The organism is Paraburkholderia sp. GAS333, from assembly GCF_050435665.1.
In the GTDB taxonomy this organism is placed as follows: Bacteria; Pseudomonadota; Gammaproteobacteria; order Burkholderiales; family Burkholderiaceae; genus Paraburkholderia; species Paraburkholderia fungorum_A.
Genome location: NZ_JBNDKS010000001.1, coordinates 598,216 through 623,624, shown reverse-complemented (window position 1 = coordinate 623,624; position 25,409 = coordinate 598,216). Strand labels below are relative to the sequence as shown.

The window sequence follows — 25,409 nt, the reverse complement described above, 5'->3', positions numbered from 1 at the left end:
AACAAAGCCAGGCTCAAGCAAACACACTACGCAGCAAAGACTGCGCGTCCAGATACTGCGGATCAGCAACCAGCTTGCTCCACTTCAGCGCCTTGCCGCGCGGCCGCATCCGCTCGATGCGCCGCCGCGATTCCTTCGACTGCGTGAATCGCAACGCATCCAGCACCTTCTCCGCTTCATCCGGCTGATTACAGATCAACACCATGTCGCAGCCGGCCTGCAACGCGGCGGTCGCGCCCTCGGTCAGCGTGCCGCCCTGACGCGCGGCTTCCATCGACAGATCGTCGCTGAAAATCGCGCCTTCGAAGCGCAGCTTCTTGCGCAGAATGTCCTGCAGCCAGATCCGCGAGAAACCCGCCGGCTTCGAATCGACCTGCGGATAAACCACGTGCGCGGGCAGCACAGCACCCAGCGACAAACCGAGCCAGTCATACGGCGCCACGTCGTCACGCATGATTGCTTCGAGTGAACGATCGTCGACCGGCATCGCGACGTGCGAGTCCGCGTGCGCGAAACCATGCCCCGGAAAGTGCTTGCCGCAATTGCTCATGCCGGCCAGCGCGAGGCCGTGATTGAGACTCTTGGCCAGCAAAGTCACCACGCGCGGATCGCTGTGGAACGACCGGTCGCCGATCACCTGCGACTGCCCGTAATTCAGGTCGAGCACCGGCGTAAAGCTCAGGTCGATCCCGCACGCGCGCAATTCCGTCGCGAGGATATAGCCGACCGCCGTCGTCACCTTCGTGGCGTGCAGAACGTCGCGGTCCCACAGCGCGCCGAGCTTGCCCATCGACGGCAGCACCGTGAAGCCGTCCGTACGAAAACGTTGCACGCGGCCGCCTTCGTGATCGACGGCGATCAGCAGATCGTCGCGAATCGCGCGGATCGAATCGGTCAGCGCAATCAGTTGCTCGCGGCTCTCATAGTGGCGCGCGAACAGGATCACACCGCCGGTCATCGGATGGGCAAGGCGGCGCTTGTCGTCGTCGTTCAGCGTTTTGCCGACCACGTCGAGCATCACCGGTCCGGGAATGATTTTCATCGGATTTCGCCAGAAAAAAGCTTGGAACAGGAAGAGACGCGACCTGCATGGGCCGCGTTCAGAGAAGGGTTATTCGATGGCGGCCGAAGCGTTCGGAAGACTCGGTGTGCCGGCCTTATCGCCCGCTTGCCCGGTCTCCGCAATCACGAACGACACCGCGTAATCGCGCTCGTCGCTAATCGTTACGCGCGCCGTGATGCCGCGCGCGTCGAGCCATTCGGCCAGCTCGCCCGATGCGACCACCATCGGCTCGCCGCTCGGCTTGTTCAGCGTTTGCAGCGCGCGCCAGGTCATCGGCCAGCGCATGCCGAGGCCGATCGCTTTCGAGAACGCTTCCTTCGCCGAGAACCGCGTGGCGAGGAACGCGAGACCGCGCGCAGCCGAGCGGGCCGTGCGCGCGTGATAGACGCGAAGTTCGTCCGGGCCGAGCACTTTCTCGGCGAAACGGCCGTTGGTGCGGGTCATCACCGCGGCCACGCGGCTGACCTGAACGATGTCGGTACCGATGCCGTAGATCGCCATATGCAAGCCGCCGGGCTTAGGCGCGCGCGCCGAGACGCGCGGCGACCATGATCGCCTTCATCTCGCGCACCGCGTTTTCCCAGCCCGCGAAGATCGCGTGCGCGACGATCGCATGGCCGATGTTCAACTCGACAATGCCGTCGATCGCCGCGATCTGCTGCACGTTGGTGTAGTGCAGGCCGTGGCCCGCGTTGACCTTGATGCCGAGCGTCGCACCGAATTCGACCGCACGCACCACGCGCTCGAATTCACGTTGCTGTTCGGCGGGATCGTGGGCCTCCGCGTAACGGCCCGTGTGCAACTCGACCACCGGCGCTCCCGCTTCGTGCGCTGCACGAATCTGCGTCTCTTCCGGGTCGATGAACAGCGAGACGCGCGAGTTCGCGTCGGCGAGTTGTTTGCACGCGGCACGCACGGCTTCGAACTGACCGGCGACGTCGAGACCGCCTTCGGTCGTCAACTCCTGGCGCTTTTCCGGCACGAGGCAAACGTCGTGCGGCTGCACTTCGCACGCGATGTCGAGCATCTCCTGCGTGACAGCGCATTCCAGATTCATCCGCGTCTTCAGCAACGGACGCAGCTTGCGCACATCGGCGTCGACGATATGACGGCGGTCTTCGCGCAAATGTAGCGTGATGACATCCGCGCCGGCCTCTTCGGCCATCAAGGCTGCGCGGATCGGATCGGGATAAGACGTGCCGCGCGCGTTGCGCAGCGTGGCGACGTGATCGATGTTCACGCCCAGGTCAATCACATTCGGCGACGTAAGAAAGAAGCTCATAAGTTCTGCAAGTCGATCAGGATCTGGCGCGTCGCGAGCGGCGTGCCGCCAAGGTAGGTGTTGAGCAGGAAGCGCATCAGCGTTTTGCTTTGCGCCACGGTCTGCGCTCGATGGTAATCGTCCTGTTCCATATCGAGCAAGGTTTGCCCCGAAATCACCGGCCATTGCAAAGGCCACTCGTCGGACGCTTCGCGCACGCCACGCTCGGGATCGAACACATAGCGGCCTTCGGCCACCACGGCCCTACGCGCGACGGTTCGATCGAGCGCCATTGCGTAGCCGGTTTCGCGCAGCAGCACGCGCTCGAACGAACGCAGCACCTGCACGGGCGGTTCGTCGTGCGCGAGACGCGTCATCGTGACAACGTAGTGGTGAAATAGCTGCGGATGCGGGTCTTCGCGCGCGCAGAACTTGACCAGCAGTTCGTTGACATAGAAGCCGCAGAGCAGCGCGCCGCCTGTCAAAGGCAACATGCCGCCGACCCATTCGGCGCCCGTCAGCGTGCGCATTTCGGACTTGCCCGACCACGACAACGCGAGCGGCTGGAAGGTCTGCAACACGCCTCTCAGCGCGGAGTGAGGACGCTTCGCGCCCTTCGCGACCAGCGCAATGCGGCCGTGATCACGCGACAGCACGTCGATGATCAGACTGGTCTCGCGGTACGGATAGCTATGCAGAACGAACGCGGGTTGCTCCGCGATCTTGTAGATGGAGGCGGAAGTGCGCGGCGCGCGGGGTGTCGGTGATTTGCGCGCCTCGCCTTCGCCGGCGGACGCGCTTTTGCTGGAAGTTTTTTTGATGCTACGAGCCGGTTTGGACGATGGCTCGCGAGCCGGCGCGGCCGGCTCCTGGTCGTCCGGGGCTGCGTCGGAATTCAGCGTCATCCACGCGTCATTCGTACCCATACGCACGGAGCCCGGCTTCGTTGTCGGCCCAACCGCTCTTCACCTTGATGAAGGTTTCCAGATACACGGGGCCGTCGAACAGCTTTTCCATATCCAGGCGCGCTTCGGTGCTGATCTGCTTCAGCTTCGCGCCCTTCTGCCCGATGATCATCGCCTTGTGCGTGTCGCGCTCGACCATGATGGTCGCGAAAATGCGACGCAGACGGCCTTCGGTTTCGAACTTGTCGATCAGCACGGTGCTCGTGTACGGCAGCTCGTCGCCGGTCCAGCGGAACACCTTTTCGCGCAGGATTTCAGCGGCAAGGAAGCGCTCGCTGCGATCAGTCAGATCGTCTTCGCCGTAGATCGGCGAGCCTTCCGGCAGGAACGGCTTGACGGTCGCCATCAGACGCTTGATGTCGTCGATGTTTTTCGCCGACAGCGGCACGATCTCGCTGAACTTGTGCAGCGCACTGACCTGCTGCATGAACGGGAACAACGAAGCTTTATCCGACACGCGATCGAGCTTGTTCGCGATCAGCAGCGTGGGGACCGACGGTGGAATCAGGTCGAGCACTTTCTGATCGTCCGCGCCGAAACGGCCGGCTTCGATCACGAACAGGATCGCATCCACCGAGGTCAGCGTGGACGTGACCGCGCGATTCAACGAACGGTTCAGCGCGCCGCTGTGCTTGGTCTGGAAACCGGGCGTGTCGACGAAGATGTACTGCGCATCTTCGAGCGTATGAATGCCGGTGATGCGGTGGCGCGTGGTCTGCGCCTTGCGCGACGTGATACTGACTTTCTGGCCGACCAGCGCATTCATCAGCGTGGACTTGCCGACATTAGGGCGGCCGACGATCGCGACCATGCCGCAGCGAAAATCAGTGGGAGTGGGAGCGTTCATATTCGGGCTACGGCAAGTTCAGATCGACACGCGGAAATAGCGCGCCGATGGCAATCAATGGCCCGCGTCGGCGACGCGCGTTTGCACCGCGTCGGCTACGCCGGGTTCGTGTTCGGCTGGTGCCGGTGCGCCCGGCGTGGATACGGCCGCACCGGATGTTGTAGCTTCACGGCCGCGGGGCTTGTCTGCGCCGCGCGGGGATGCAGTTTCGGCCTTGATTTCGGCTTTGGCTTCAGCGGGTTTGTCGCTTGCGTGGGAGCCTGCTCTCTCCGGTTTCTCAAGCTTCTCGGCTTTGTCCTGCCCGCTGTATTCGACATGAGCGGCACGGATCACGGCCAAAGGTGCGCCTATGACCGTCAACGTGGAGCGCTCGGCGGCGGCTTCGGTTGCGGCCGTCGCAGCGTTTGCGCGCGGCTCACCGCGTGCGGCGGCCCGCTCAGCACGTTCGCTTTTGCGATCGGGCGTGCGCAAATCCAGCGCGGCCTGCACGCCGGTGACGCCTGGAACGATCTCGGGTTCGGCATTTTTCGCCGCACGCGCACTCTTCGAACGCTTGGATTTGGTAACCAGGGCGGGCGCCGCGGCCATCACATCGTCGAGCGCTTTCTTGGCGGCAGCCTGCTCCGCCGCGCGACGGCTCGCGCCGGAACCGGACACCTTTACGTCCAGCTTCGGCACCGTGCATTCGACTTCGAACTGTTGATTGTGCGCCGCACCATGCGTCGCCACCACCGTGTAGGTAGGCAGTGCGATCTTGTGACCTTGCAGATACTCCTGCAACAACGTCTTCGCGTCCTTGCCGAGCGTACGCGGGTCGATGTGATCGAGAATCGGCACGTACAAACGCTTGATGACCGTCTGCGCGGCGTCGAAGCCGCCATCGAGGAACACCGCGCCCAGCACGGCCTCGAGCGTGTCGGCAAGAATTGACGGACGGCGGAAACCGCCGCTGCGCAACTCGCCTTCGCCAAGCCGCAAGCCCTCAGAAATATTCAGGGCCTGAGCGATTTCGTAAAGCGACTGCTGTTTGACCAGATTGGCACGGACGCGCGACAGATCGCCCTCGTCCAGCTTGCTGAAACGTTGGAACAAAAGCGCAGCCACCGCGCAATTTAGAACGGAGTCGCCGAGAAACTCGAGCCGTTCGTTATGCGTGGAGCTATGACTGCGGTGCGTTAAAGCCTGGCGCAACAATTCCGCATTGCGAAATTCGTAGCGCAAACGGCTTTCCAACGGAGATAGGGGCATGGGCAGAGTATAACGCGGGCGCCTGACCCGGCGAAAACGCCGGGCGACCTGCGGAAAAAGCGTGGTGAAGCGACGTTACCGCGACTTCTTAAAGTGGCGTGATAACACGCCGCGACTGATGTGACCGATGATCGGTTCACCGCGCGGCGTGTGGGGCAATCGGTGCGCGACGACTCAGTGGAACGTGCCGATGCGCTTCAGATCGCTAAAGTTCATCCAGATGAAAAACGCGCGGCCGACGATATTGCGGTCTGGTGCAAAACCCCAGTAACGGCTGTCCGCGCTGTTATCGCGGTTGTCGCCCATCATGAAGTAATTGCCCGGCGGCACTTTGCAGATCACACCGCGTGCGTTGTACGTGCAGTTGTCGCGATACGGATAATCTTCGGCGCCCACGATGAACGGCGGCACTGCAGGATTATTCAGAATCGCGTTCTTGCGGCCGTCGAGATCTTCTTCGAACTGCTTCGCATAACCCATGCGTTCGTCGTCGAGATAATCGGGCAGCGGCGTTTCGGGCACCGGCTTGCCGTTGATCGTGAGTTGCTTGTCCTGATAGGCGACCACGTCGCCCGGCAAACCGATCACGCGCTTGATGTAGTCGACCGATTCGTCTTTCGGATAACGGAACACGACCACGTCGCCACGTTTGAGCGGGCTGCCTTCCGTGATCTTCGTATTCGTGATCGGCAAACGAATACCGTATTCGAATTTATTGACGAGGATGAAGTCGCCGACCAGCAGCGTCGGCACCATCGAACCGGACGGGATCTTGAACGGCTCGACCACAAACGAGCGCACCACGAACACCACCAGAATCACCGGGAAAAAGCTCGCCGAATACTCGAGCCACCACGGTTGACGCAGCTTGTCGTCACGCAGACGAGCCCGCGTTTGCGCTGCGTTTTCGTCGGCGAAACGCTCGCCGATACGTGCTTGCTGACGGTCGAACTCGGCGACTGCGGCTTCCGCCGCGCGGCGCCGTTTTGGCAGGAAAACCAGTTTGTCCGCGACCCATGCGACGCCCGTCAAAATGACGAGCACAAAAAGAATCAGCGCAAAATTCATAGGGTTCCGTTATTCAACTTATTTGTCTTCGACACGCAGAATCGCGAGGAAAGCTTCTTGTGGAATCTCGACCGAGCCCACCTGCTTCATTCGCTTCTTGCCTGCCTTTTGCTTTTCCAGCAGCTTCTTCTTACGTGAAATATCGCCGCCGTAGCATTTTGCCAGCACGTTCTTACGCAACGCTTTAATGTTCTCGCGCGCGATAATGTTCGCACCGATGGTGGCCTGAATCGCGACGTCGTACATTTGACGCGGAATCAGCTCGCGCATTTTCGCCGCCACTTCGCGGCCCCGATACTGGCTTTGCGAACGGTGCACGATCACCGACAACGCGTCGACCTTGTCGCCGTTGATCAGCATGTCGACCTTCACGACGTCGGCCGCACGATACTCCTTGAACTCGTAGTCCATCGACGCGTAACCACGCGAGATCGACTTCAGACGATCGAAGAAATCGAGCACAACTTCGCCCATCGGAATTTCGTACGTCAGTTGAACCTGACGGCCGTGGTACTGCATGTTGATCTGGTTGCCGCGCTTTTGCGTACACAACGTGATCACGGCACCGACGTAGTCTTGCGGCATGTACAGATTCACCGTGACGATCGGCTCGCGCACCTCTTCGATCTTCGGTGGCTCCGGCATCTTGGCCGGATTTTCGACCATGAGAATCGTGCCGTCTCGCAGCAGGACTTCATACACCACGGTCGGGGCCGTCGTGATCAGGTCCATGTCGAACTCGCGTTCGAGACGTTCCTGCACGATCTCCATATGCAACAAGCCAAGGAAGCCGCACCGGAAACCAAAACCGAGCGCCTGGGAAACTTCCGGCTCGTATTGCAGCGAAGCGTCGTTCAGCTTCAGCTTTTCGAGCGAATCACGAAGCGCGTCGTACTGGTTAGCCTCAACCGGATAGAGACCGGCAAACACCTGCGGCTTCACTTCCTTGAAGCCAGGCAGCGGCTCGGCCGCGGGCCGGTTCACCAGCGTGACCGTGTCTCCCACCTTCGCGGCAGCCAGTTCCTTGATGCCGGCGATGATAAAGCCCACCTGCCCGGCCGACAACGATTCAAGATTTCTGGACTTCGGCGTGAACACGCCGATGTGTTCGACCGGATATTGCGCGCCGGTCGCCATCATGCGGATCTTGTCCTTCGGACGGAGCGTGCCGTTGACAATACGCACCAGCATCACAACACCGACGTAGTTGTCGAACCATGAATCGATGATCAAAGCCTGCAGCGGCGCTTCCGGATCACCCTTTGGCGGCGGCACTTTCGCGATCAACGCCTCGATGACATCTTCGACGCCCAAACCGGTCTTCGCGCTGCAATGCGTCGCGTCGGTAGCGTCGATGCCAATCACGTCTTCGATTTCGGCAATCGCGTTTTCGGGGTTCGCGGCCGGCAGGTCGATTTTGTTGAGCACCGGAATCACGTCGACACCGAGTTCGATTGCCGTGTAGCAGTTGGCGACGGTTTGCGCCTCCACGCCCTGGCTCGCGTCGACAACCAGCAACGCGCCTTCGCATGCGGACAGCGAGCGGCTGACTTCGTACGAGAAGTCGACGTGGCCCGGCGTGTCGATCATGTTCAGGTTGTAGACCTGCCCATCACGGGCACGGTACGTCAATGCGGCGGTCTGTGCCTTGATGGTGATGCCGCGCTCGCGCTCGAGATCCATCGAGTCAAGCACTTGGGCTTCCATCTCGCGGTCGGACAAGCCACCGCAAATCTGGATGATGCGATCGGCGAGCGTCGACTTGCCATGGTCGATGTGCGCGATGATCGAGAAGTTACGAATATGATCCATTCAGTGCCGATCAAGCAAAAAAGGCGCGCTCGGACAATAGCGGAGCACGCCTTGTAAGTAGGTGAAAAACCTATCTATTTTAGCCGAAAAGGCCATCGCCCGGCGCATCTTGCGAAGACCGGGCGGAAAAGACGGCTCAGGAGAGACATGAAACCTGATAAGAACGGCACGCATTTTCGCGCCGTTTGAAGTCCTGAGCGGTGTCAGGGCGCCACTGCAACACGCGCGGCCAGTGCACTGCGAACCCGCGCGACGTCGAGGTGATAGTGACAAAGTTCGACGCCGTCGCAGACCAGAACCGGCACCAATTCGTTATAACGGGCTTCCAGTAACGGATCCGCGTCGACGTCGACAACGATCACCTGCGCGTCGAACTCAACCAGCAAAGGCTCGAGCGCGGCGCGCATGTCTTCACAAAGATGGCACCACGCGCGCCCGTAGAGCGTGAGCGGTGCCGTTTCTGTCATTTCTGGGCGCTGCGCGGACGAATCGGCACGAACTGCGTGTTGTCGCCGCGACGAACCAGCAGCGCGACCATCTTCTGCGGATCGAGATGCGAACTCAGGTCGTCGAACTGCTTCGCGCTCGTGATGTCCGTGTCGCCCACTCGCAGAATAATGTCGCCCTTTTGCAGCCCGACACGCGCCGCCTGACCGTCCACGGCATCGATCTGCACGCCGTTGTGGAGCTTCAGCGCTTTCATCTGATCAGCCGGAATGTCGCTAACGGCCACACCCAGCACGTTCGTGGCACGCTGCTTCGGCGCTTGCGGCTTTTTCTGGTCCGTCTTGGCCGCCTTGTCCGGCTGCATTTCGGCAATCGTAACCGGCAAATCGCGAGTCTGACCCTTGCGCCAGATCGTGATCGTCGACTTCGTGCCCGGCTTCGTATCGCCAACCATGCGCGGCAGATCCGTGGCCGTGTCGACCGAATGGCCGTTGAACTTCAGGATGATGTCGCCCGGTTGCACGCCAGCCTTATCCGCCGGGCCACCCGGTTCGACGCTGCTGACCAGCGCGCCCTGCGCCTTCGGCAGACCGAGCGAGTCAGCCACGTCCTTCGTGACTTCGCCGATCGCCACCGCGATACGGCCACGCACGACCTTGCCAGAATTCTTCAACTGATCGGCCACACGCATCGCCTCGTCGATCGGAATCGCGAAGGAAATGCCCATGAAACCGCCGGTACGGCTGTAAATCTGCGAGTTGATGCCGATCACCTCGCCCTGCATGTTGATCAGCGGGCCACCCGAATTGCCCGGATTGACGGCCACGTCAGTCTGGATAAACGGCAAATAGTCGCCCGTGTCACGCCCCTTGGCGCTGACGATCCCGGCCGTCACCGTATTCTCGAGCCCGAACGGCGAACCGATCGCGACCACCCACTCGCCCACACGAACCTTGTTCGAATCGCCGATGGTGATAGTCGGCAAATTGGCCGCGCTGATCTTCACGACGGCGACGTCGGTGCGGTCGTCCACGCCGATCAGCTTTGCCTTGAACTCGCGCTTGTCGGTCAGCGTGACATAGATGGTGTCCGCGTCGTCGACGACGTGCGCGTTGGTCATCACGTAACCGTCCGCCGACAGGATGAAGCCTGAACCGACGCCACTGTTCTGTTCAGGATCACTGTTATCCGGTGCGTCCTGGCTGCCGCCACTACCGCCGTTGTCGCCGTTGTCCCCGCCACGCGGCGCGCCCGGAGATTGCGGCGACTGCGGCAACGGAATGCCGAAAAAGCGCCGGAAAAACTCCGACATATCGCCGTCGTCCATGCCCGGCGGCAAGCCGCCGCGGGTAGTGCCACCGCTCGACACACGAGTGGTCGTGCGAATGTTGACGACAGCAGGACCCACCTTGTCGACGAGGTCAGTGAAGTCGGGCAGATTGGCAGCGGAAGCCGCCGACGCCGTATGCGGTACGAGCGGCAAACACGCCGCCACCATTGCGGCAGCGAGGAATTTACGCACCGAGAAAGTCGTCATATCGTAGCGAGCCGAGGGATTCAGGATTCGGAGGGATTACTTCGGAGCTTTGTATTCTATGGCAGACGCGAATTGCTGCAATGTGCTCTGGGGCACTTCACCCAGCAGAGTAATCCAGAAGTCGCCCCGACGCTTGACCAGCACGTGCGTCGCGCCGGTGCTGCCCGCGCCTTCCTTGCGCGTATTGTTCTCGACCGGCTCAACGAACACCGAAATCGCCGCCAGACCATCGGAAAAGACCGCCTGGTCGACCGGGATGGTCGGCTGCCCCGCTTCGCGCGCGGCCATTGGACGGCGCAACTGACGGATCATACGAAAACCCGGAACCGTGGGATTGATCTGCCAGCCTTGCGCGGCCATATCGATCGGTTCGATCGGCGGACGCACCACCGTCCAGCCCACCGTGTTACGAATGCCATTGATAATGCCCGCCTTGTCGACCGGCACGCCAATGCTGATTTGCGAAAACGACAGTTGTTCGAGCACTTGCCCGTCGGCGTCGAGAGTCTGCGTGCGGAGCAACAGGCCCGTCTTCTTGTCTGCCCACAGTTTGTGAGCGAATCGATAGCCGTCTTTCGGATCGAGTTCGATTACCTGGCTGTCGACGCCCGCCACGCGGTCGTCACCCAGCAGTTTCGGCTCGTAAACAGAAAGCACCTGCTCGCCACTGACTGCGAGCAACGCGGGGAACGAGTCTTTGTTCTGACGCTTCTCGACTACAAGCAAATGCCGTTCAGGCACGAACGTGTAGAGATCGTCGTTATGACGCAGCATTTTGCGCGGCTTGCCGTCGAGGCTTTCGAGCTGCTCGAATTCTCCATCCGAACGGGTCGAATAGTGCGCGATTCGCGAGGTCTGAACGAAATTACCCCGCTGATAGACGAACGCGCCCTCGTAGTTCTGCTGCTGCGCGGCCTGATGGATCCGATCGAGCAGATCCGCGGCCGTGCGACGGGCGACGAGCGGATCGTCGGTTTGTGCGAATACCCGCGGTGTGGCGGACATCAATACGGCTGCGCAGAACAGGAATGCCGGCAACCGCCCCCAGATAGTCGTTTTATTCAACCGCGGAGTCTGCATCAAACTATTGGCCTTGCGTAGAAACAGCGGCAGCGCGAATCAGCGGCATCGAACCCGGCATAACCGGTTGCTGAGCGAATTGCTGGTGAGCTTCCAGATATTGATCGAGACTGGCGTCACGAATGATGTTGGCATCTTGCGCGACCGGTTGGACGTTGGTAGCCGGCGCCATTGCCACGCGTTGCAGCGAATCGCCGTGCGACTGGATCGACGCGATCTGCGAACCCGGCACTCCCGGCACGCCCTGAAGTTGCGGCACGACAATCCAGGTCAACGTAGCAGCGGCAGCGGCGACAGCGAAAGCCGGCACGACCCGGCGGCGCAATGCCAGCAGACGACGCGCGACCGGCATGGCGGCAGGCGCGAGCACATGCGGCTCGTTGTCGAAACGAGCGGCGAAACCGCTCATGAACGCGCTGCTTGCCTCGGTTCTGATTGCCAGATCGTCGGAGCGCAATGCATCGCCGATCAGGTGATAAGCCGACCAGGCAGTGCGATCTGCACCGTCCAGCTCGGAAATAAACTTGTCCAGATTCAAATGCTCTTCGCCGAACAGCTCACCGTCGACAAAAGCGGACAGACGCTCGCCGCGCGAGCTGGCTTGCGATTGCATCGAGACCGACCCCATGATGCTCCCCATCTTACGAATACCCCGTAGTGACACCACTAATCCAGATATTGCACCCGTGCCCCGGCTGGCCGGCTGGTGTTTACCAGCGCTTGCCCTCAGGTGTGTCAAGCAACGGACGCAATTTTGCCGCAATGGCTTCGCGAGCGCGGAAAATTCGTGATCTGACTGTGCCAATTGGGCAACCCATCATTTCGGCGATTTCCTCGTAGCTCAAACCTTCAATTTCACGAAGAGTAATGGCGGTGCGCAACTCTTCCGGTAAAACCGCCATCGCAGCATTGACCGTCTCAGCGATCTGCTTGCTCATCAACATCGACTCAGGCGTGTTGATATCCCTTAGTTGGTCGGCGTCGGAGAAAGTTTCAGCTTCTTCAGCATCTGCTTCGGTCGAGGTCGGTGCGCGACGCCCCTGGGTGGCAAGGTAGTTCTTTGCCGTGTTGACCGCAATCCGGTACAACCACGTATAAAACGCCGATTCCCCGCGAAACTGCGGCAACGCCCGATATGCCTTGATAAAGGCATCCTGCGCCACGTCTTCCACTTCGGCCGGGTCGCGAACGAGACGCGAGATCAGCCGGAGAATCTTGCGGTGGTATTTGGAGACCAGAAGCTCGAACGCGGCCTTGTCACCTTTCTGAACGCGCTCGACCAGCACCTGGTCAATTTCTTTTTCGCTCACCTGATAAATCCGTTAACTATAGGCCGCATGGCGGGGGACCATTGTAGCGTCCCCATCATTGGGGCACGTTACTCCGGTAACAGCGGTTACAGTCGTTACAGTCAGGCACCGGCGCCGCGACGGCCGAGCACCGACAGTTCGCGGAAAGCGCCGGCCGGCAATGCGTCGGCGGTGAGTAGCAGCGAGCGCTTACGGCCATCCTCCTGCACGAGCGCCAGAATTAACAGACGGTTGCTCCACTGGGAGCAGCCGGAAATACGGCCTTGAACCAGCAGCGCGCCCGCCCGATTCCACGCGGACAATCCGTCCCGGTCGATTTTCAGTGCTACGGGCTGTACGCGCTTGTGTCGTGCCGCGCCAAGCGCGAGCAAGGCCGCCACGGCAAGCGTCAACGGAACCGCCTGCCATGCGCCTAACCGCGGCGCGGCGACGCTGTAGACGGCCAGGATCGCAATCAGAACGACTATCCCCAACGCGGCGCGCATAAGAAAAGAGCGGCGCAGCACAATTCGCTGCGCCGCTCTTTCGAACGGTGCCGATTCGGAGGGAAGCGCCGGCAAAGCCGGCGTCGTCGACTGACGCGTCACCCGTTACTGGCGATCAGGCGCGCTTGAACACCAACGTGCCGTTCGTGCCGCCGAACCCGAACGAGTTCTTCAGCGCGACGTCGATCTTCATCTCCCGCGCGGTGTTTGCGCAGTAATCGAGATCGCAGGCCGGATCCTGATTGAAGATGTTGATGGTCGGCGGCGACACCTGGTTGTGCACGGCCAGCACGGTGAACACCGATTCCAGACCGCCAGCGCCGCCCAGCAGGTGACCCGTCATCGACTTGGTCGAGTTCACGACCATGTCTTTGGCGTGGTCACCGAATGCGCGCTTGATGCCGGTCGTTTCAGCCAGATCGCCGAGCGGCGTGGACGTACCGTGCGCGTTCAGGTAGTTCACCTGATCCGCATTGATGCCCGCGTTCTTCAACGCGGCCAGCATGCAGCGGCGTGCGCCATCGCCGTCTTCCAGTGGCGCGGTCATATGATACGCGTCGCCGCTCATCCCATAGCCGCTGACTTCGGCGTAAATCTTCGCGCCGCGTGCCTTCGCGTGTTCGTACTCTTCGAGCACCATCACGCCGGCGCCCTCGCCCAGCACGAAACCGTCGCGATCCTTGTCCCATGGACGGCTCGCGGTGGCCGGATCGTCGTTGCGTTGCGACAGCGCGCGCGCCGCCGCAAAGCCGCCGATACCGAGCGGCGACACGGTGGATTCCGCACCGCCCGCGATCATCACGTCGGCGTCACCATATTCGATCAGGCGCGAAGCCTCGCCGATGCAATGCAGACCCGTGGTACATGCAGTCACGATGGCGAGATTCGGACCCTTGATGCCGAACTTGATGGACAGGTGGCCGGAGATCATATTGATGATCGATGCCGGCACGAAGAACGGCGAAATACGGCGCGGACCGCGGTTGAGCAGTTCGGTTTGCGTCACTTCGATCATCGGCAGACCGCCGATGCCCGAACCGACGATTACGCCGATACGCTCCGAATTCTCGTCGGTGACTTCGAGGCCGCTGTCCTGCATCGCCTGGATGCCTGCAGCCACGCCGTAATGGATGAACGTATCCATATGGCGTGCTTCCTTACCGGGGATGTAGTCCTCGATATTGAAGCCCTTCACCTCGCCGGCAAAACGAGTCGAGAAGTTCGACGCATCGAACTTCGTGATATTGGCAATACCCGACTTGCCGGCGACCAGATTGGCCCAGCCGTCGGCAACATTATTGCCAACAGGCGAAATCAGCCCCAGGCCTGTAACAACAACACGACGGCGGCTCACGGTAACCCCTTTTTCATAGATGACAAAAGCAAAAGCCACAGCGGCCACAGGAATTTGCCCTGTGTGCCCTGTGGCTGTTAAGTCGGCAATCGCGCGGAAAGTTGCGCTGTCAACATCGCAGGCTCCTGCACGGCAAAAAGCGCCAACCCTGCTGGCGTCGGCAAGCGACACGGCAGGGCGTCATACGCCACCAACGCAGAAACGCAGGCGCGAATGACTTTAGGCCTTGACGTTCGCGCGAGCGTAGTCGATCGCTTGCTGAACGGTGGTGATCTTCTCGGCTTCTTCATCCGGAATTTCCATGCCGAATTCGTCTTCGAGGGCCATCACGAGCTCAACGGTGTCGAGCGAGTCGGCGCCGAGGTCGTTCACGAACGAAGCTTCGTTCTTGATCTCAGCTTCTGCAACGCCCAGTTGTTCTGCGACGATCTTCTTGACGCGCTGTTCGATATTGTCCATTAACCCCTCCAAGGGAAAAGAAGTTCAAAAATACAGGTGCGCGCATTTTATCAGGTTTGACCCGGCAAAAAAGCGGCGCGTCGGGTTCCTGTCAAGGCATGCGCCTTACGCTTTTGCAAACGCATCAAGGCGCGGATAGTAACCGAAATTGGTTACTACATGTACATTCCGCCGTTCACATGCAGCGTAGTGCCGGTGATATAGCCCGCTTGCGGCGATGCGAGGAACGCGACAGCGTGCGCGATATCGTCCGGGCTGCCCAGGCGGCCCAGCGGAATCTGCGTCTTCAACGCGGTCTGCTGCTCTTCCGGAAGACCTTTGGTCATGTCGGTATCGATAAAGCCCGGTGCAACGCAATTCACGGTGATGCCGCGGCTGCCGATCTCGCGTGCGAGCGAGCGCGTCATCCCTGCAACGCCCGCTTTTGCTGCAGCGTAGTTGATCTGGCCAGGGTTGCCGGACGAGCCGACCACCGACGTGATGTTGATGATGCGACCGCCCTTCGCCTTCATCATCGGGCGAAGCACTGCGCGCGACAGACGGAACACCGAACGCAGGTTGGTGTCGATCACCGCGTCCCAGTCGTCGTCCTTCATGCGCATGGCGAGCTGATCCTGCGTGATGCCGGCGTTGTTCACCAACACGTTCAGCGCGCCGAACTCCTTAACCGTACCGTCGATCAGCGCATCCACTGCAGCCGAATCGTTCACATTGAGCACGGCACCGCGGCCGTTCACGCCAGCTGCGTTAAATGCTTCAGTGATGGCGGCAGCGCCGCTTTCGCTGGTCGCCGTACCGATCACCGTCGCGCCCTGGCGCGCCAGTTCCATGGCGATTGCACGGCCAATGCCGCGCGACGCACCGGTCACGATTGCAATCTGCTTGTCGAGAGTCTTTTCCATCTGTCAGTCCGAATGCCCTTCGGAGGGCTGATTGATTCCTGATGCTGAAGCGCAGTGCCGTTTGCAGCCGCCAGTCAACCCGGCGCCTGCCGTCGGCACGGCCTTCAGCCTGCGGTCACGAGCTTGAGGGTTTCTTCGAGCGATGCCGGATCGAACACCGAAGCGCCGACCAGATTGCCGTCGATCCGCTTGGTCAAACCCGACAAAACCTTGCCCGGACCGCATTCGATCACGTGCGTAACGCCCTGCGCCGCGATTGCCTGAACGCTTTCGACCCAACGCACGGCGCCGGCCGCCTGGCGCACCAGCGCATCCTTGATTCCGGCCGGCTCGTTGACGATAGCGACGTCGACGTTATTGATGACGGGAATAGCCGGCACCTGCACATTGACGCTCGCCAGATATTCGCGCAACTGGTCCGACGCCGGCTTGAGCAGCGACGAGTGGAACGGTGCCGACACCGGCAACGGCAACGCACGCTTCGCGCCCTTCGCCTTCGCCACCTCGCACGCTTTTTCAACCGCCGCCTTATGGCCCGCGATCACGACCTGAGCCGGCGCATTGAAATTCACCGCCTCGACAACTCCTGCCACCGAAGCTTCGGCGCAAACCGCGCGCACGGTGTCGTCGTCGAGACCGAGAATCGCGGCCATACCGCCTTCGCCGACCGGCACTGCTGTTTGCATCGCCTGAGCACGAAAGCGCACCAGCGGCACAGCGTCGCGGAATGCAATCGCGCCCGCCGCGACCAGCGCGGTGTATTCGCCGAGGCTATGGCCGGCGACGATAGCCGGCTTCGGGCCGCCCGCCTTCTCCCACGCGCGATAAATCGCGTACGCGGCGGTCAGCATGACGGGTTGGGTGTTGGTGGTGAGGTTCAGATCGTCGGCAGGGCCCTCGGCGATCAGCTTGCCGAGATCCTGATTGAGCGCGTCAGACGCTTCCTGAACCGTCTCACGCACGATCGCGTGATCGGCAAATGCGTTGAGCATGCCGACGGTCTGCGAACCTTGCCCAGGAAAAACGAACGCAAATTTCATATCGTCCCCTAAATCGGATTAGTCAGATGTGGGTGCTGCACGGCGCGAACTCGCGCCGGAGCGCGGACGCCGCAAACGGCGCCCGTCGATGCGTCGCCGCTATCAGTAGCGGATAACCGACGCGCCCCACGTGAAGCCGCCGCCGACGCCTTCGATCAGCACGTTCTGGCCGCGCTTGATGCGGCCGTCGCGCACTGCGACGTCAAATGCGAGCGGAATGGACGCAGCCGACGTATTGCCGTGCTCGCCCACCGTGACGACCATGCGTTCCTGCGGCAAGCCGAGCTTGCGGCAAGTGCTTTGCATGATGCGGATATTGGCCTGATGCGGAATCAGCCAGTCGATCTGCTCCGCTTTCAGATTGGCTTTTTCGAGCGCTTCGACAGCGACTTTTTCGAGCACGTTGACGGCGAGCTTGAACACCGCCTGGCCGTCCATGTGCAGGAACGCGCTGCCGGCGACCACGCCCCCGTTCACGTTACCCGGCGTGCAGAGAATGTTCGAGTGGCTGCCGTCGGCGTGCAATGCGCTGGCGAGCACGCCTGGTTCCTCGGACGCCTGCAGGATTACCGCGCCCGCGCCGTCGCCGAACAGCACGCAGGTGGTGCGATCGTTGAAGTCGAGGATGCGCGAGAAAGTTTCCGCGCCGATCACGAGCGCCGTGCGATGCTGGCCGCTGCGAATGAAGCTGTCCGCCGTCGCGACCGCATACGCAAAACCGGAACAGACGGCTTGCACGTCGAACGCTGCGCCGTGGTTCTTGATGCCGAGCTTGTTCTGCAACAGGCAGGCCGTGCTCGGGAACACGAAGTCCGGCGTGGAGGTGGCGACGATGATCAGATCGATGGACTGCGGATCGATGTCCGCTGCTTCGATCGCGCGCTGCGACGCGATCAGGGCGAGATCGCTGGTCGTGACATCAGGGTCGGCGAAATGGCGCGAATGGATACCGGTGCGGGCAACGATCCATTCGTCGCTCGTCTCGACGCCTTGTCTGGCGAGACGTTCAGCCAGATCCTGATTGGTGACGCGGTTGGGCGGCAGATAGCTGCCGGTGCCCAGCACGCGGGAATAAATTGTGGATTGAGCCATTATGCCTTCGAGGATTGCGCAGCGTAGGGCTCGGCAGGCTGGCCGGCAATCGGGCTTGCGTTACCCGCGCCGCTTGCATCCCGCGCGGCCTGTTCGAGAGAACCCGCGTTCTCTTCCATCGCTCGCGCAAGGCGCTCCAGCACGCCGTTTTTGACGGCATCATACCCGCGTTTGATAGCCCACTCAAACCCGTAGGCATCGGCGGAGCCGTGGCTTTTGATCACCAGTCCGCGCAGACCGAGCAGCGCAGCGCCGTTATATTGCCGATGATCGACGCGCTTCTTGAAGCGCATCAATACTGGCAATGCCAGCACCGCCATCACCTTGGTGAGCCACGAACGGCCGAACTCTTCCTTGATGATGTTGGACAGCATCTGCGCGAGACCTTCCGACGTCTTCAGCGCGACATTGCCGACAAAACCGTCGCAAACGATGACGTCGACCGTACCTTTGAAGATGTCGTTACCTTCAACGTTGCCGTGAAAGTTAAGTGTACTCGCGCGCAGCAGTTCGCCGGCACGTTTGATGGTGTCGTTACCCTTGATAACTTCTTCGCCGATGTTGAGCAGCCCGATGGTAGGCCGCTCCTTACCTTCGATCGCCGACACGAGCGCATGCCCCATCTCGGCGAACTGCAGCAGATGCTGCGGCTCGCAGTCGACGTTGGCGCCCAGGTCGAGCATCGTGGTATAGCCAATGGGATTAGGCATGGCGAACGCGATGGCCGGGCGTTCAATGCCCGACAGCGTTTTCAGCACATAACGCGAGACCGCCATCAGCGCGCCGGTGTTGCCGGCGGAAATGCAGGCTTCCGCCTCGCCTTCCTTGACGCGGTTCAGCGCCACGCGCATGGACGAATCTTTTTTCTTGCGCAGCGCGACCTCGACCGGATCGTCCATGGCGACGATCTCGGATGCGGGTACGACAGTCAGCGCTGGCAGGTCTTGCGCCTTTAACTTCTTTAACTGCGCACTAATCGCACTTTCAATGCCGACGAGCAGCAATTGTGCGTCGGGATGCGAACGCACGAAGTTAACGGCTGCGGGAACGGTCACGGACGGGCCGTGGTCGCCTCCCATGCAATCTATCGTGAGCTTTACTGTCATGGAGTGCGACGAATTTCAGGCGCCCTGAATGGGACCGCGACAAGCGCCAGGGCGCCAATTGCGATCGACACAAAAAAGCGGCAAACGAATGCCGCCTTTTTGCCGAGCCGGGAAAATGTCAAGCGAGCCGATCGCCACGCGAAACGCCAAAGGGCGCAACGCAGTGAAACGATTAGTCGTTCTTCGTCTTGACGACTTTCTTACCGCGATAGTAGCCATTCGGGCTAACGTGGTGACGCAGATGCACTTCACCCGTGCTCGGTTCCACGGCCAGCGGCGCTGCCGTCAGGAAATCGTGCGAACGGTGCATGCCGCGCTTGGACGGCGACTTCTTGTTTTGCTGAACTGCCATGACTAACTCCTAAAAATTTTCCGAATTCTAACACAGCCCGATACGGTGTCCGCCATAGGCCGAATGGCCAATGCGCCCGCCTCGCGCTTCCCTGCAACTGTTCAGTGCTTCTTGTCGCCCGGCTCACCGCGCTTCAGACTTTCGAGCGCCGCGAACGGATTGGGCCGCTCGGGCTCATCGCCCTCACTGGCTTCGTCGAACGCAGCTTCGTCGCCCTCGCCTTCGGCACCGGCCACACCAGAGACGAGGCTCTCGTGCACTTCGGGACAAACCTCGTGTTTGGGCACGAGTGGCAAGGAAAGCAGCAACTCTTCTTCGATCAAGTCGATGAGATCGAACTGGCGCGAGCCCACGATCACTTCGACTTCATCCTCGTCGAGCGGAAACTCTTCGGCTTCCGCCTCAGTGTTGACGACCCGGTAAGTTGCATCGACGTTGAACGGCTGCGAATACGGTGTCATGCACCGTTGGCATTCGAGCCATGCCGCGCCGTGAATCGCCAACCTCAAATACGGCTGGGGACCCTCAGTGCCGTCATCCTGCAACTCCGGCTGCGTCGCTCCTTCGGCTTGCCAGGTGAACGCGGTATCGCGCTCTGGCGCTTCTGCCGGGACTTCGTTTAACATGCGCGGCAGTTGCGAGACGCGCACGACACCCGCGGCCTGACGCCCACTCCGCGCAAATTCGAACAGATCGATTTCATGCGGGTCGGACGGACCAGCAGGGTTGCCAGGATGTTGAGTCATGTGCGCTCCTGCGTCGGCGAGAATTTCGCCGGGGCTAAACCGCGATAAGCCGCGAGGTAAAACCGGTTTGCAAGCCTACCCGCCAAGCCGCGGCGCTGGATTCAACAAGGCTCATAACGAAGCCTGATTGAACGCACCGAGACCCGCCTAAGCGGAAGCATACTGATGAAAAGCCCGAAATCATATCTGTTTTGTCTTTTCGAGTCAAACACTTAAGCCCGTATGCGTGCGCACTCCGCGCAAGCCCGTACGCCCTGTCTTTCTAGCCGTTGGTTGACCATGCCAGATTCCCCCAATCGCCCGCCGCGCCTGATTCTGGCGTCGAGTTCGCCGTATCGTCGCGAACTGCTCGAGCGCCTGCGCGCGCCTTTCGATGTCGTCGTTCCCGCGATCGACGAAACTCCGCACGCCGGCGAAACGCCCGAAGTCACAGCATTGCGGCTCGCAGAAGCCAAAGCGCGCAAAGTGGCGAGCGAACTCGGCAAAAATGAATCCGCGCTCGTGATCGGCTCCGATCAGGTCGCCACGTATGACGGCCTGCAGATCGGCAAACCCGGCACGCACGAAAAGGCGCTCGCCCAGTTACAGGCAATGCGCGGCCGCGAAGTGCTGTTTCATAGTGCCCTATGCCTGTTCGACAGCGCGGCCGGTACCGTACAAACTGCGGATGTAATCACCCGCGTTCAGTTCCGCAACCTGCCGGACGCGGCCCTGGAAGCCTATTTGCGAGCCGAAACGCCTTACGACGTCGCGGGTAGCGCGAAATCCGAAGGCCTCGGCATTGCATTACTCGAAGCCATCCACTCCGACGACCCCACCGCGCTCGTCGGCCTACCGCTAATTACCCTGTCGAGCATGCTGCTGGCAGCCGGCTATCCAATTCTGGAGGCGCAATGAGCGGCACGCTCTATCTGATTCCAAACACGCTCGGCGAGGGTGATGCCGACGCGCTCGGCGCCGTTCTCCCCGCCCCCGTGCGCGCCCGCGCAGCTTCATTGCACTACTACATCGGCGAAAACGCGAAAACCACACGCGCTTTTCTGAAGAAGGTCGGCACCGAGCGGCCGATTCAGGAAATCGAAATTAGGGAACTGAACGTCAACACGCCGGTTGGTGAGATCGACAAGCTGCTGGCTCCCCTACTGGCCGGCACCGACGCCGGCCTCGTTTCCGAAGCCGGGTGTCCGGCGGTTGCCGACCCGGGCGCGCTACTGGTGCGTCGCGCACACGAGCGCGGCGTGAAGGTCGTACCGTTTGTCGGACCGAGCTCGATTCTGCTGGCCTTGATGGCGTCCGGACTCAACGGTCAAAGTTTTGCGTTTCACGGCTACCTGCCGGTCGATGCCGCTGAACGCGCAAAGCGTCTGCGCGACCTGGAGCAGCAATCGCGCAAGGGCAAGCAAACGCAGATTTTTATCGAGACGCCCTATCGGAATCGCGCGCTGCTCGACACTTTACTGGCGACTTGCGCGCCGTCCACGCTGGTTTGCGTCGCGGTTGATTTAACCCTGGAAACAGAGACGATCGCCAGCCGCACTGTCGCCGACTGGAAGAAGAAGTCAGCGATCGATCTGCATAAGCGACCGGCTATTTTCCTGATTTTAGCCGTCTGATCGGCGCCGAATCGGCGATAAACACACCAAAATCCAAACAACAAACAAAAAGCCCCGCGCGATCAATTCGATTGATTGCGCGGGGCTTTTTCGCTGTCACACCGATTAACGCAGGCTCAACTTCCCGCCGAGCGCCATTGCGTGTACTGCCCCGTTACCCACCGCCGCACCGAACTTACGTGCCACGCGGTCGGTAATGCTCTCCTTTACCGTGTAGTCGACGATATCCGGCGCCTTGAAAAGCTCACGCGCTACATAGTCGGCGTCGCCGAAATCGTCGGCGAGGCCCAACTCCACACTCTTCTGACCCGTCCAGAACAGACCGGAGAACATGTCGGGCGTTTCATGCAGACGCTTGCCCCGCCCCTGGCGTACCGCGTCGATGAATTGCGCGTGAATCTGATCGAGCATGTCTTGGGCATGTGCGTCCATCTTCGGCGTTTCTGGCGAGAACGGATCGAAAAAGCCCTTGTTCTCACCCGATGTGTGCAGGCGACGCTCAACGCCCAGCTTATCCATCAAACCGGTGAAGCCGAAACTGTCCATCAACACGCCGATAGATCCGACGATGCTTGCCTTATCGACGTAAATCTTGTCAGCCGCCGCCGCCGCGTAGTAACCGCCCGACGCGCACATATCACCCACTACGACGTAAAGCGGAATTGACGGATATTTGACACGCAATCGCCGAATTTCGTTGTAGATGATGCCCGCCTGAACCGGACTGCCGCCCGGACTATTGCAGCTCAGGATCACCCCCGCCGTACCGGCATCGTCGAAGGCACTCTCGAGCGCCGTGTTGATATCTTCGGCGTTCGCATTGGTATCAGCGGAGATTTCGCCGTCAAGCGACACCATTGCAGTGTGACGCCCGGTGGTTGCGACTTTATCGCCGGAGAACACCAGCCCGCCCCATACGACGAGTATCAATACGATCAGGAACACGAACCGGAAGAAAATCTTCCAGCGACGCGCAGCGCGTTGCTCATTGATCGCCGCCATTGCAATGCGTTCGAGCGCAGCCCTTTCCCAGCCGGGTTCATCGGCGGGCACACGGGAGCGACCTGTTGGGGACAGATCTTTTGGGTCGGGAGTCAGGTTGTCGGACATGCGGAGCAGTGGAGGATCGAAAAGAGGGAAAAATCAGGGCGTGGCAGGGCGCAATTCGCCGTCGGGCAGCCAGAAAATGGCGCGGCCTTCCGGCGTATCCCGCTCCTCGACCAAGACAGGGCGCAATTTGCCGCCCCGGCACGGGCCACCCACGCATTTGCCGGTATCAGGCGCGTAAATCGCGCCATGTGTCGCGCACATCAAGTATAAGCCTGACGATTCGAAGAACTGTCCCTCAGCCCAGTCGAGTTCCATGGGCACGTGCGCGCAACGGTTCAGATAGCCATATGCACGGCCGTCGTAGCGAACGAAGAACACCACGGCGTCGCCGCCTCCCAGCCTGGCCGCGCGCCTCACGCCTGCGCCGCCGTCAACCAGGTCGTCCGCCGCGCAAATGCGGACGGCCTCCGCTTCGCTCGCATGGGTGCTCATGCGTTGTCCCGCAACCAGCCAGATAAATCGCTCACACTCGACGCCACGAATTTCGGCGACATCGCGTTCAGCGAATTTGCCGGATGTGCGCCATACGTCACGCCGATGCCCGCGACGCCCGCGTTCATCGCCATTTGCAGATCGTGCGTCGTGTCGCCGACCATCACCGTGCGCGCGGGATCCTGCCCCAGTTCGCGAGTCAGCTCATGCAGCATGGCCGGATGGGGCTTCGAAAACGTCTCGTCGGCACAACGGGTGCCGTCGAACAGGCTGGTCAGACGCGACTGGTCGAGCGCCCGGTTCAGCCCGACCCGGCTCTTGCCGGTCGCCACCGCCAGCAGATAACCCTGATCTCGCAGCTCCTGCAACATTTCGCGGACGCCGGCAAAAAGCTCCGTGGTCTGATCCTTCACCAGATAGTGGAAGCGGTAACGTTCGGCCAGACGCGGGTATTCGGACGGATCGAGCGTGGGCGCAGCGATCTGCAGCGCCTCGCGCAAGCCGAGGCCGATCACATAACTCGCGGCCTCGTGCGCGGGCACTGGCAAACCAAGATCGCGGCACGCCGACTGGATGCTGCGCGCGATGTGCGCGGTCGAATCCATCAACGTTCCGTCCCAATCGAACACGATCAGATCAAATTGCTCTCTAGCCATTCGGTGTTGTCTCCGGGTTTGACCCATTTCGTAATTCGTTGAGCTGCGCGACGAAGCTGCGGCACTCGGCCGGCAACGGCGCCTCGAACTGAATCGGCACGCCGGTGGCCGGGTGCGCGAGCTTCAGCCGGTAAGCGTGCAGGAACATGCGTTTCAAGCCGGGTTTGGCATTGGTGCGCGCCAGTTCCTTGTTCAACGCGAAGTCGCCGTATTTTGCATCGCCGACAATCGGCAGTTCCAGATGCTGCAAGTGAACGCGAATCTGATGTGTGCGGCCCGTCTTGAGTTCCGCTTCGAGCAACGCGTACTCCGGCCAGCTGTCGATCAGATTGAACACCGTATGCGACGCCAGACCGTCCGGCTGCACGCGCACGCGGCGCTCTCCGTCGGCGGTCAGATACTTGTGCAGCGGCGCCTTGACCGCGCGGCGACGGCCCCAATCGGCCGCCCAGTCGCCATGAACGCACGCAAAGTAGCGTTTGTCCATTTTGTTCTCGCGGATCTGTTCGTGCAGGTTGACCAGCGCGCTGCGCTTCTTGGCCAGCATCAGAATGCCGGAGGTTTCCCGATCCAGCCGATGCACCAGTTCGAGGAATTTCGCCTGCGGACGCGCCTCGCGCATTTGCTCGATCACGCCGAACGCCACGCCGCTGCCGCCATGCACCGCCACGCCGGCCGGTTTGTCGATGACCAGCATGTGGTCGTCTTCAAAAATAATCTTGAAATCCGCACTCGGCACATGCGCGTGCGCGGCGGCTTCACTCGGCTGCGCGACGCGAATAGGCGGCACGCGCACCAGATCGCCAAGCTCCAGGCGATACTGAGCGTCTATCCGGCCCTTATTCACGCGCACTTCGCCGCTGCGCAGAATTCGATAAATGTGGCTCTTGGGCACGCCTTTACAGACGCGCAAGAGGAAGTTGTCGATGCGCTGTCCGGCCGCGCTGTCGTCGATCTCGATGATGGAGACCTGGTCGCTTGCGACCGATTTCTGGGATATTTTGCCTAACTCTTTCATTCTGAATATAATTTGCCCAGCAGTCTGCGGCGGCCGGCGCAGTGACCGGAATTCGGGCAGGTTGCGCAGGTGCAAGCGATAAACCGTTATTTTACTTGCGCCGGGGTCTGGTTGCTCACCCTCAAATGAGATGCAACAAGTTGCACGCACGAAGTCAGTGCCCGGCAGGGACGGCGCCCACAGGCGCGTTCGGTCAAGGTCAGCTTCGACGGTAACGGAATTTTGGTCAAAAAGAATTTAACTTTCAGCTTCGGTATCCGGCGGTATGACGCCAAGTTGTAGAAGCTGCGAGTTGCGAAAATACGGCGTGCGCCCGAGGCGTCTTGTAGAAAGTACAAGACATGGCGACGTCAAAATGAGGCGAGACACCCCCAGCAGGAAAAGACGCGCCGCCTGCGCGAACTTC

Annotated in this window: 28 protein-coding genes; 2 read left to right on the top strand and 26 right to left on the bottom strand. The window is 60.9% G+C overall.

Annotation, left to right across the window (positions count from 1 at the left end; translation table 11 throughout):
- Window positions 1–13: 13 nt before the first annotated feature.
- The 22 genes from nagZ to ABH945_RS02795 all read right to left on the bottom strand — a co-directional run bounded on the left by nagZ (window position 14) and on the right by ABH945_RS02795 (window position 20,174).
- On the bottom strand, window positions 14–1,042 hold the full coding sequence (gene nagZ / locus ABH945_RS02900; RefSeq protein ID WP_429249659.1) for a beta-N-acetylhexosaminidase: 1,029 nt from the start codon (window positions 1,040–1,042) through the stop codon (window positions 14–16).
- A gap of 69 nt (window positions 1,043–1,111) precedes the next feature.
- On the bottom strand, window positions 1,112–1,564 hold the full coding sequence (gene acpS / locus ABH945_RS02895) for a holo-ACP synthase (RefSeq protein ID WP_074764910.1): 453 nt from the start codon (window positions 1,562–1,564) through the stop codon (window positions 1,112–1,114).
- A 16-nt stretch (window positions 1,565–1,580) separates the two neighbouring features.
- A complete protein-coding gene (gene pdxJ / locus ABH945_RS02890) occupies window positions 1,581–2,345 on the bottom strand; it encodes a pyridoxine 5'-phosphate synthase (RefSeq protein ID WP_429249658.1) in 765 nt (254 codons plus the stop codon).
- Window positions 2,342–3,250 (bottom strand): DNA repair protein RecO, encoded by a 909-nt coding sequence (gene recO / locus ABH945_RS02885; protein WP_074764915.1) that lies wholly within the window; start codon window positions 3,248–3,250, stop codon window positions 2,342–2,344. Before recO ends, pdxJ begins: the two co-directional genes overlap by 4 nt.
- On the bottom strand, window positions 3,237–4,136 hold the full coding sequence (era, locus tag ABH945_RS02880; protein ID WP_074764917.1) for a GTPase Era: 900 nt from the start codon (window positions 4,134–4,136) through the stop codon (window positions 3,237–3,239). The genes recO and era overlap by 14 nt, the downstream gene beginning before the upstream one ends.
- 54 nt (window positions 4,137–4,190) lie before the next feature.
- On the bottom strand, window positions 4,191–5,384 hold the full coding sequence (rnc, locus tag ABH945_RS02875) for a ribonuclease III (RefSeq protein ID WP_429249657.1): 1,194 nt from the start codon (window positions 5,382–5,384) through the stop codon (window positions 4,191–4,193).
- Between the two features lie 174 nt (window positions 5,385–5,558).
- A complete protein-coding gene (lepB, locus tag ABH945_RS02870; RefSeq protein ID WP_074764921.1) occupies window positions 5,559–6,452 on the bottom strand; it encodes a signal peptidase I in 894 nt (297 codons plus the stop codon).
- Window positions 6,453–6,470: 18 nt separating this feature from the next.
- A complete protein-coding gene (gene lepA, locus ABH945_RS02865) occupies window positions 6,471–8,264 on the bottom strand; it encodes a translation elongation factor 4 (protein ID WP_074764923.1) in 1,794 nt (597 codons plus the stop codon).
- Between the two features lie 203 nt (window positions 8,265–8,467).
- On the bottom strand, window positions 8,468–8,731 hold the full coding sequence (locus tag ABH945_RS02860; RefSeq protein WP_429249656.1) for a glutaredoxin family protein: 264 nt from the start codon (window positions 8,729–8,731) through the stop codon (window positions 8,468–8,470).
- Window positions 8,728–10,248 carry a DegQ family serine endoprotease gene (locus ABH945_RS02855; protein ID WP_429249655.1) on the bottom strand — a complete coding sequence of 507 codons (1,521 nt, stop codon included), beginning with the start codon at window positions 10,246–10,248 and terminating at the stop codon, window positions 8,728–8,730. The genes ABH945_RS02860 and ABH945_RS02855 overlap by 4 nt, the downstream gene beginning before the upstream one ends.
- A gap of 36 nt (window positions 10,249–10,284) precedes the next feature.
- Window positions 10,285–11,328 (bottom strand): MucB/RseB C-terminal domain-containing protein, encoded by a 1,044-nt coding sequence (locus tag ABH945_RS02850; RefSeq protein WP_429249654.1) that lies wholly within the window; start codon window positions 11,326–11,328, stop codon window positions 10,285–10,287.
- Between the two features lie 4 nt (window positions 11,329–11,332).
- Window positions 11,333–11,956: a sigma-E factor negative regulatory protein gene (locus ABH945_RS02845; protein WP_074764931.1), complete on the bottom strand. Its 624-nt coding sequence runs from the start codon at window positions 11,954–11,956 to the stop codon at window positions 11,333–11,335.
- An 82-nt stretch (window positions 11,957–12,038) separates the two neighbouring features.
- Window positions 12,039–12,638: an RNA polymerase sigma factor RpoE gene (gene rpoE / locus ABH945_RS02840; RefSeq protein ID WP_006051939.1), complete on the bottom strand. Its 600-nt coding sequence runs from the start codon at window positions 12,636–12,638 to the stop codon at window positions 12,039–12,041.
- A gap of 101 nt (window positions 12,639–12,739) precedes the next feature.
- Entirely contained in the window at window positions 12,740–13,198 is a 459-nt protein-coding gene (locus ABH945_RS02835; protein ID WP_429249653.1) for a protein YgfX, read from the bottom strand.
- Window positions 13,199–13,238: 40 nt separating this feature from the next.
- Window positions 13,239–14,477: a beta-ketoacyl-ACP synthase II gene (gene fabF / locus ABH945_RS02830; RefSeq protein ID WP_074766510.1), complete on the bottom strand. Its 1,239-nt coding sequence runs from the start codon at window positions 14,475–14,477 to the stop codon at window positions 13,239–13,241.
- Window positions 14,478–14,696: 219 nt separating this feature from the next.
- On the bottom strand, window positions 14,697–14,936 hold the full coding sequence (gene acpP, locus ABH945_RS02825) for an acyl carrier protein (protein WP_004197638.1): 240 nt from the start codon (window positions 14,934–14,936) through the stop codon (window positions 14,697–14,699).
- Between the two features lie 155 nt (window positions 14,937–15,091).
- A complete protein-coding gene (fabG, locus tag ABH945_RS02820) occupies window positions 15,092–15,838 on the bottom strand; it encodes a 3-oxoacyl-ACP reductase FabG (protein ID WP_074764933.1) in 747 nt (248 codons plus the stop codon).
- Between the two features lie 104 nt (window positions 15,839–15,942).
- Complete coding sequence (gene fabD, locus ABH945_RS02815) at window positions 15,943–16,878, bottom strand: ACP S-malonyltransferase (RefSeq protein ID WP_429249652.1); 936 nt, start codon at window positions 16,876–16,878, stop codon at window positions 15,943–15,945.
- Window positions 16,879–16,980: 102 nt separating this feature from the next.
- Window positions 16,981–17,970 carry a beta-ketoacyl-ACP synthase III gene (locus tag ABH945_RS02810; RefSeq protein WP_429249651.1) on the bottom strand — a complete coding sequence of 330 codons (990 nt, stop codon included), beginning with the start codon at window positions 17,968–17,970 and terminating at the stop codon, window positions 16,981–16,983.
- Window positions 17,970–19,076 (bottom strand): phosphate acyltransferase PlsX, encoded by a 1,107-nt coding sequence (plsX, locus tag ABH945_RS02805; protein WP_429249650.1) that lies wholly within the window; start codon window positions 19,074–19,076, stop codon window positions 17,970–17,972. Before plsX ends, ABH945_RS02810 begins: the two co-directional genes overlap by 1 nt.
- 172 nt (window positions 19,077–19,248) lie before the next feature.
- Entirely contained in the window at window positions 19,249–19,428 is a 180-nt protein-coding gene (gene rpmF, locus ABH945_RS02800; protein WP_006051932.1) for a 50S ribosomal protein L32, read from the bottom strand.
- 101 nt (window positions 19,429–19,529) lie between these two features.
- A complete protein-coding gene (locus ABH945_RS02795) occupies window positions 19,530–20,174 on the bottom strand; it encodes a DUF177 domain-containing protein (protein WP_429249649.1) in 645 nt (214 codons plus the stop codon).
- Between the two features lie 279 nt (window positions 20,175–20,453).
- Between ABH945_RS02795 and ABH945_RS02790 the strand changes: the two genes are divergently transcribed.
- Window positions 20,454–21,071 (top strand): Maf-like protein, encoded by a 618-nt coding sequence (locus tag ABH945_RS02790; protein ID WP_429249648.1) that lies wholly within the window; start codon window positions 20,454–20,456, stop codon window positions 21,069–21,071.
- Window positions 21,068–21,787 (top strand): SAM-dependent methyltransferase, encoded by a 720-nt coding sequence (locus ABH945_RS02785; RefSeq protein ID WP_429249647.1) that lies wholly within the window; start codon window positions 21,068–21,070, stop codon window positions 21,785–21,787. Before ABH945_RS02790 ends, ABH945_RS02785 begins: the two co-directional genes overlap by 4 nt.
- A gap of 105 nt (window positions 21,788–21,892) precedes the next feature.
- On the opposite strand, the gene ABH945_RS02780 is transcribed toward ABH945_RS02785, so the two are convergent.
- The 4 genes from ABH945_RS02780 to ABH945_RS02765 are packed head-to-tail and all read right to left on the bottom strand — an operon-like array spanning window position 21,893 to window position 25,003.
- A complete protein-coding gene (locus tag ABH945_RS02780; protein ID WP_429249646.1) occupies window positions 21,893–22,897 on the bottom strand; it encodes a S49 family peptidase in 1,005 nt (334 codons plus the stop codon).
- A gap of 33 nt (window positions 22,898–22,930) precedes the next feature.
- Complete coding sequence (locus ABH945_RS02775) at window positions 22,931–23,329, bottom strand: Rieske (2Fe-2S) protein (protein WP_429249645.1); 399 nt, start codon at window positions 23,327–23,329, stop codon at window positions 22,931–22,933.
- Window positions 23,326–23,985, bottom strand: a complete 660-nt coding sequence (locus ABH945_RS02770; RefSeq protein WP_429249644.1) for an HAD-IIIA family hydrolase — start codon at window positions 23,983–23,985, stop codon at window positions 23,326–23,328. The genes ABH945_RS02775 and ABH945_RS02770 overlap by 4 nt, the downstream gene beginning before the upstream one ends.
- Window positions 23,978–25,003 carry an RluA family pseudouridine synthase gene (locus ABH945_RS02765; RefSeq protein ID WP_074764952.1) on the bottom strand — a complete coding sequence of 342 codons (1,026 nt, stop codon included), beginning with the start codon at window positions 25,001–25,003 and terminating at the stop codon, window positions 23,978–23,980. The genes ABH945_RS02770 and ABH945_RS02765 overlap by 8 nt, the downstream gene beginning before the upstream one ends.
- Between the last annotated feature and the right edge of the window lie 406 nt (window positions 25,004–25,409).